The organism is Thiorhodococcus minor, assembly GCF_010820565.1.
In the GTDB taxonomy this organism is placed as follows: Bacteria; Pseudomonadota; Gammaproteobacteria; order Chromatiales; family Chromatiaceae; genus Thiorhodococcus; species Thiorhodococcus minor.
The window spans coordinates 1-4,152 of record NZ_JAAIJQ010000173.1; the positions used below are offsets into that span (position 1 = coordinate 1).

At 61.0% G+C, this 4,152-nt stretch carries 5 protein-coding genes; 2 read left to right on the forward strand and 3 right to left on the reverse strand.

The window, feature by feature from the left end; all coding sequences use genetic code 11:
• Positions 1-529: 529 nt before the first annotated feature.
• Positions 530-1,069: a disulfide bond formation protein B gene (locus G3446_RS25775; RefSeq protein ID WP_164456530.1), complete on the forward strand. Its 540-nt coding sequence runs from the start codon at positions 530-532 to the stop codon at positions 1,067-1,069.
• An 11-nt stretch (positions 1,070-1,080) separates the two neighbouring features.
• On the forward strand, positions 1,081-1,737 hold the full coding sequence (locus G3446_RS25780) for a thiol:disulfide interchange protein DsbA/DsbL (RefSeq protein ID WP_164456531.1): 657 nt from the start codon (positions 1,081-1,083) through the stop codon (positions 1,735-1,737).
• A 134-nt stretch (positions 1,738-1,871) separates the two neighbouring features.
• Here G3446_RS25780 and G3446_RS25785 read toward each other — a convergent pair whose 3' ends face one another.
• From G3446_RS25785 to G3446_RS25795, 3 genes are all read right to left on the reverse strand, one after another.
• Positions 1,872-3,302 carry a BCD family MFS transporter gene (locus tag G3446_RS25785; RefSeq protein WP_164456532.1) on the reverse strand — a complete coding sequence of 477 codons (1,431 nt, stop codon included), beginning with the start codon at positions 3,300-3,302 and terminating at the stop codon, positions 1,872-1,874.
• Between the two features lie 554 nt (positions 3,303-3,856).
• Positions 3,857-4,015: a light-harvesting antenna LH1, alpha subunit gene (gene pufA / locus G3446_RS25790; RefSeq protein ID WP_164456533.1), complete on the reverse strand. Its 159-nt coding sequence runs from the start codon at positions 4,013-4,015 to the stop codon at positions 3,857-3,859.
• Positions 4,016-4,050: 35 nt separating this feature from the next.
• Positions 4,051-4,152: light-harvesting protein (locus tag G3446_RS25795; RefSeq protein WP_164456534.1), on the reverse strand; the 102-nt coding region annotated here is incomplete at its 5' end.

The following is a 4,152-nucleotide window of genomic DNA, read 5'->3' on the forward strand; positions in this document are numbered from 1 at the left end:
TATCTCTTAGACAGTCCAAGTGACATCAGAGCACCCACACAAAAGCATCTGAACAACTTGTTAAAGATCTGAAATTCCTCGGCAGCTCTCTGAACTGCCAAGACCGACCATTCTACAGCAAACCCAGTCGGCGTCAACTCCTTTTTTTACCAGCCCCAAACCAAAACACCAAAAATATGGCGCCCAAAATCCGGCGGCTAACCCCAATCCCTGAGGAGCCGCGCATTCTACAGCGTCGAAGACGAAGGTCAAGAACAATTTTCTGGGCGACGGGTCTCATTAGCTTGCCACCCAATGGCGAAGCACCGCTGGGCGCGGAGCCGCCGGGAGCCGGGCCGCCCGTGAGCCGATAACGGGCTCTCGGGCCCAGGGAGCCTCGGAAGTTTCCTAACGCTCCGTAAGGCCGGGCGCGGGGTAAATCCGCTATGATCCCGCGCTCTGCGATCGCGATCACCGACGCTCACTTCGTGTCGACTCAAGGTCGACGTTAGGGGCACCGGATGACTTGCTTTGAAAGAAGGAGTAAAGAATGGCAAGCACGCAACCTTGGCGCCTCTGGCTGGTCCTGGCCGCTGGGACGACCGGGATCGGACTGGGGACGGTTCTCATGACCGACATCCTTCGTCTGGATCCTTGCCACCTTTGCATCTTCCAGCGCCTGCTCATGCTGGTGCTCGGCACCCTCGCCATGGGCGCGGCGCTATCGACCAAGTGGCGCGCCCCATCGCTTGCCTTCGGCACACTAGCGATTCTGACCGCCCTCGCGGGGGCTGCGACGGCAGCGCATCAGAGCTGGATCCAGCTTCAGCCCGTCGGCGAGATCTCTTGCGCTGCCGCACAACCAGGCCTGATCGAGATTTTCGTCGAGCGCCTTGGTGAGCTCGCACCCTCACTGTTCCTTGCAACAGGCTTTTGCGACGATGACGACTTCAGAATCCTGGGGCTGACGCTCGCAAATTGGTCCTTCGTCTGCTTCGGCATCGCGGCGATCGCCACGTCCTGGGCACTACGCCAATCGCTCCGCCACACAGATGCGCGGGCGGCCGCCATCATAACCCCCAAAGTTTGAGGAGACTTTTCATGCCCCTGAGTCGACGTCAGTTCAACCAAGTTGTCGCAAGCCTCTTCGCCGCCGCATACGCAGGAAGAGCGGCTACTGCTGCGGAGCTCAAGGAGGGCGAGGACTGGAGAGCCATCAAGCCGCCCCAGCCCAGCGACGTACCTGGAAAGATCGAGGTGTTGGAGTTCTTCTCCTACGGTTGCCCGCACTGCAGCTCGCTCAACCCGCTGGCCAAGACCTGGGCGGCGCAGCTGCCTGAGGACATCGCATTTCGCCGCGTCCCGGTCACCTTTGGCCGCCGCGCCTGGGCCAACCTTGCTCGGCTCTACTACGCACTGGAGATCATGGGTAGCCTGGAACAGCTCGACCAGGACATCTTCGACGCCATTCACGAAGAGCGTGTCCGGCTTTCCACGGAGCCTGCGATGATCGAATGGCTCAAGGGCAAGGATGTGGATACCGATCGGTTCGAGCAGGTCTACGCCTCCTTCGACGTTCAGACCAAGCTCGGGCGCGCCGACTATCTCGCGAGCAGATACGTGATTGATGCGGTTCCAACCATCACCGTAGGCGGACGCTATGCCGTGCTAGGCCGACGCGTGAAGACACTGCCGGATTTGCTTGAAATCGCGGACGGCCTGGTCGAAAAGGCGCGCGCCCAGACCTCCCCGACCTAGCAGGAGGTCGCCGAGCCCACGCGGCCGGACCGAAGCGTCCGGCGGCCAGCGCGCAGAACGAAAAAGACCGACGGTGGAGCCATTGCCCACCATCGGCCTTTTTTCGACAGCCCTACTGCCCTAGGTCTAGTGCACTAGGGCAGCTGATCCAAGCCGATCTTCGAGGTGGCGCGCGCGCCGCTTTGGTAGGCTCGAACCGCCAAAGGCACGAGAACGATCAGCGCCCCGAGCAATAGGAAGATCTCGAATGCGTAAACGAAGGCATAGCCAGTCGCGGGGTTGACCCACTTCGCGCCAAAGGCACCATCATCGGCGAGCCCAGAGACGATATCGCGCAAGGTGCCGCCGAGCGCCACGGCGACACCATTGGCAGTCGCCTGAACAGCTCCCCAGGCCCCCAAGGCAAGGCCGCTATGGCCACCTTCCGCCATATCCATGGCTGCCGTCAATGTCCCGACTGCGAACAGCCCTGAGCCAAAGCCGATCAAGCCAGTTCCGATACGAAAGACATGCTCCGAGCCCAGAGCCGCAGCGTAGATCACGGCCGCGAAGGCGGCGATGCCGATCAGCGCCCCAATGGCACTGATGCGATATGCATTGCCTCCGCGCCCGAGGAGATAACCGGCGAGGACGAAGGCAGCCAAGGTGCCCCCTGCGAGCAAGGCCGTCAAGGCGGTCGTCTGCGACACCGTCATGCCAAGGACCTGCCCGCCATAGGGCTCAAGCAGAATATCCTGCATGGTGAAGCCGGCGGTTCCAAGGCCAACCGCCACGAGCAGCTTGCCTGCCTGTCCGCCTTGGGCGAAATCACGCCAGGTTTCCAAGAAGGGCGGGCGCTCAACCGGCTTCGCCGCGCGCTCGGGATCGATCGCCTCCTGTTTCCACAGCGCAACCAGGTTCAGCACGATCGTGGCTACGGCGGCACCTTGAATCAGCTGAATCAGAAGCTGCTGGGAAAAATTCGTCAGCAGCTGACCGAACAACAAGGCGCTTAGCAGCATGCCCAGCAGCAAGGTCACGTACAGGAGTGCGACCACTCGCGGCCGCTTGTCCGCCGGCGCCAGATCCGTCGCCAGCGCGAGACCAGCCGTTTGCGTCGTATGGAGACCAGCACCAACCATCAGGAACGCCAGACCCGCTCCGACCTTGCCCAGCATATTGAGCGCATTATCGGTATCGGCTAGAAGCAGAAGGGCGAAGGGCATGATGGCGAAGCCGCCGAACTGCAGCATGCTTCCGAACCAGATATAGGGCACGCGCCGCAGCCCGAAGGCCGAGTGATGGTAGTCGGAGCGATGCCCGATTAGCGCCCTGAAGGGCGCGAACACCAGCGGCAGCGCAACCATGGTCGCAACCAGCCAAGTCGGCACGCCCAGCTCGACGACCATGACCCGATTTAGGGTGCCCGTCAGCAAGACCATCGCGATCGCGACAGAAACCTGAAACAGCGACAGACGCAGCAGACGCTTCAGGGGAAGATCGGGCGTTGCCACGTCCGCGAATGGCAACAGCCGCTTTATCAGCACCCGCCAGGCAAGCAACCGTGGATCAATAGGCTCACTCATGCCGATCTCTACTCCGAATGGGAAACGGGGCTGAGACCTTCAACAGATCGCAGGCAGGCGGTCCGACAAAATCTCACACAAAACCCCCTCAAGAAACGAAACGGGAAAGGCATGGCCGATGCGCCATACCGCCGAAAAATCGCGATGTTACGCCCCTGCGCGCCGCAATAAAAGGGACGAGATCAACCTCAGAAGGGCTGCCAGCTTCCAGCCTCGGCGGCCAGTGCCGTGGAATCAATCGGCTGGCGCGCGATCGGCGCTTGCCAAGACTCAGCTAGCGGGGAAAGGCGCAAAAGGCTGGAGCCTCAGGGTGCTGGGGACCGGGGAAGACGGCGACAGACGAGCGAGCGTCTCCTCGTGCCGCGCGATTCGCAGCTCAGGCGATTGGGCAAGTTGGGGGCGACGGGAGCAGAAAGAGGAAGGCTGTAAAACAACATACGGTGGATGGGAATGCAGAATTGCTCCGCACCCCATCCACCGTATCGACGCACTGCAACGTGCGTCTTCTCGGACCCACCGTCACCGCGAAGCGACGGACTCCGAGCAGGGGACGATCACTGCCAGCCGAGACCGACGGCGAACACGACAGCGTGGACGGCGATGGCCAGAAGCAGCAGGGCGTAGAAGATAGGCATCAGCCAAGTAGCAGGATTGACAACCAGCCAGATCTTCCAATCGTCTTCAGGATTTCTGGGCTTTGCGACGTCGCTCATTGTATTGACCTCTTTAGTCGAGAGCTAAAACTGGATTACCACCAAGGATTGGCAGCAATAACGAACAGGTGAGCCAGAGCCGCCAGACCAACGAAGGCGGTGTAGGTCACTTTGAACTGCTCGTGGAATTCTTTTGC

Bases quoted from the DNA above. Each gene is read 5' to 3' on its own strand.
- G3446_RS25775 (WP_164456530.1), top strand. From the start codon at position 530: ATGGCAAGCACGCAACCTTGGCGCCTCTGGCTGGTCCTGGCCGCTGGG.
- G3446_RS25780 (WP_164456531.1), top strand. From the start codon at position 1,081: ATGCCCCTGAGTCGACGTCAGTTCAACCAAGTTGTCGCAAGCCTCTTC.
- G3446_RS25785 (WP_164456532.1), bottom strand. From the start codon at position 3,302: ATGAGTGAGCCTATTGATCCACGGTTGCTTGCCTGGCGGGTGCTGATA.
- pufA (WP_164456533.1), bottom strand. From the start codon at position 4,015: ATGAGCGACGTCGCAAAGCCCAGAAATCCTGAAGACGATTGGAAGATC.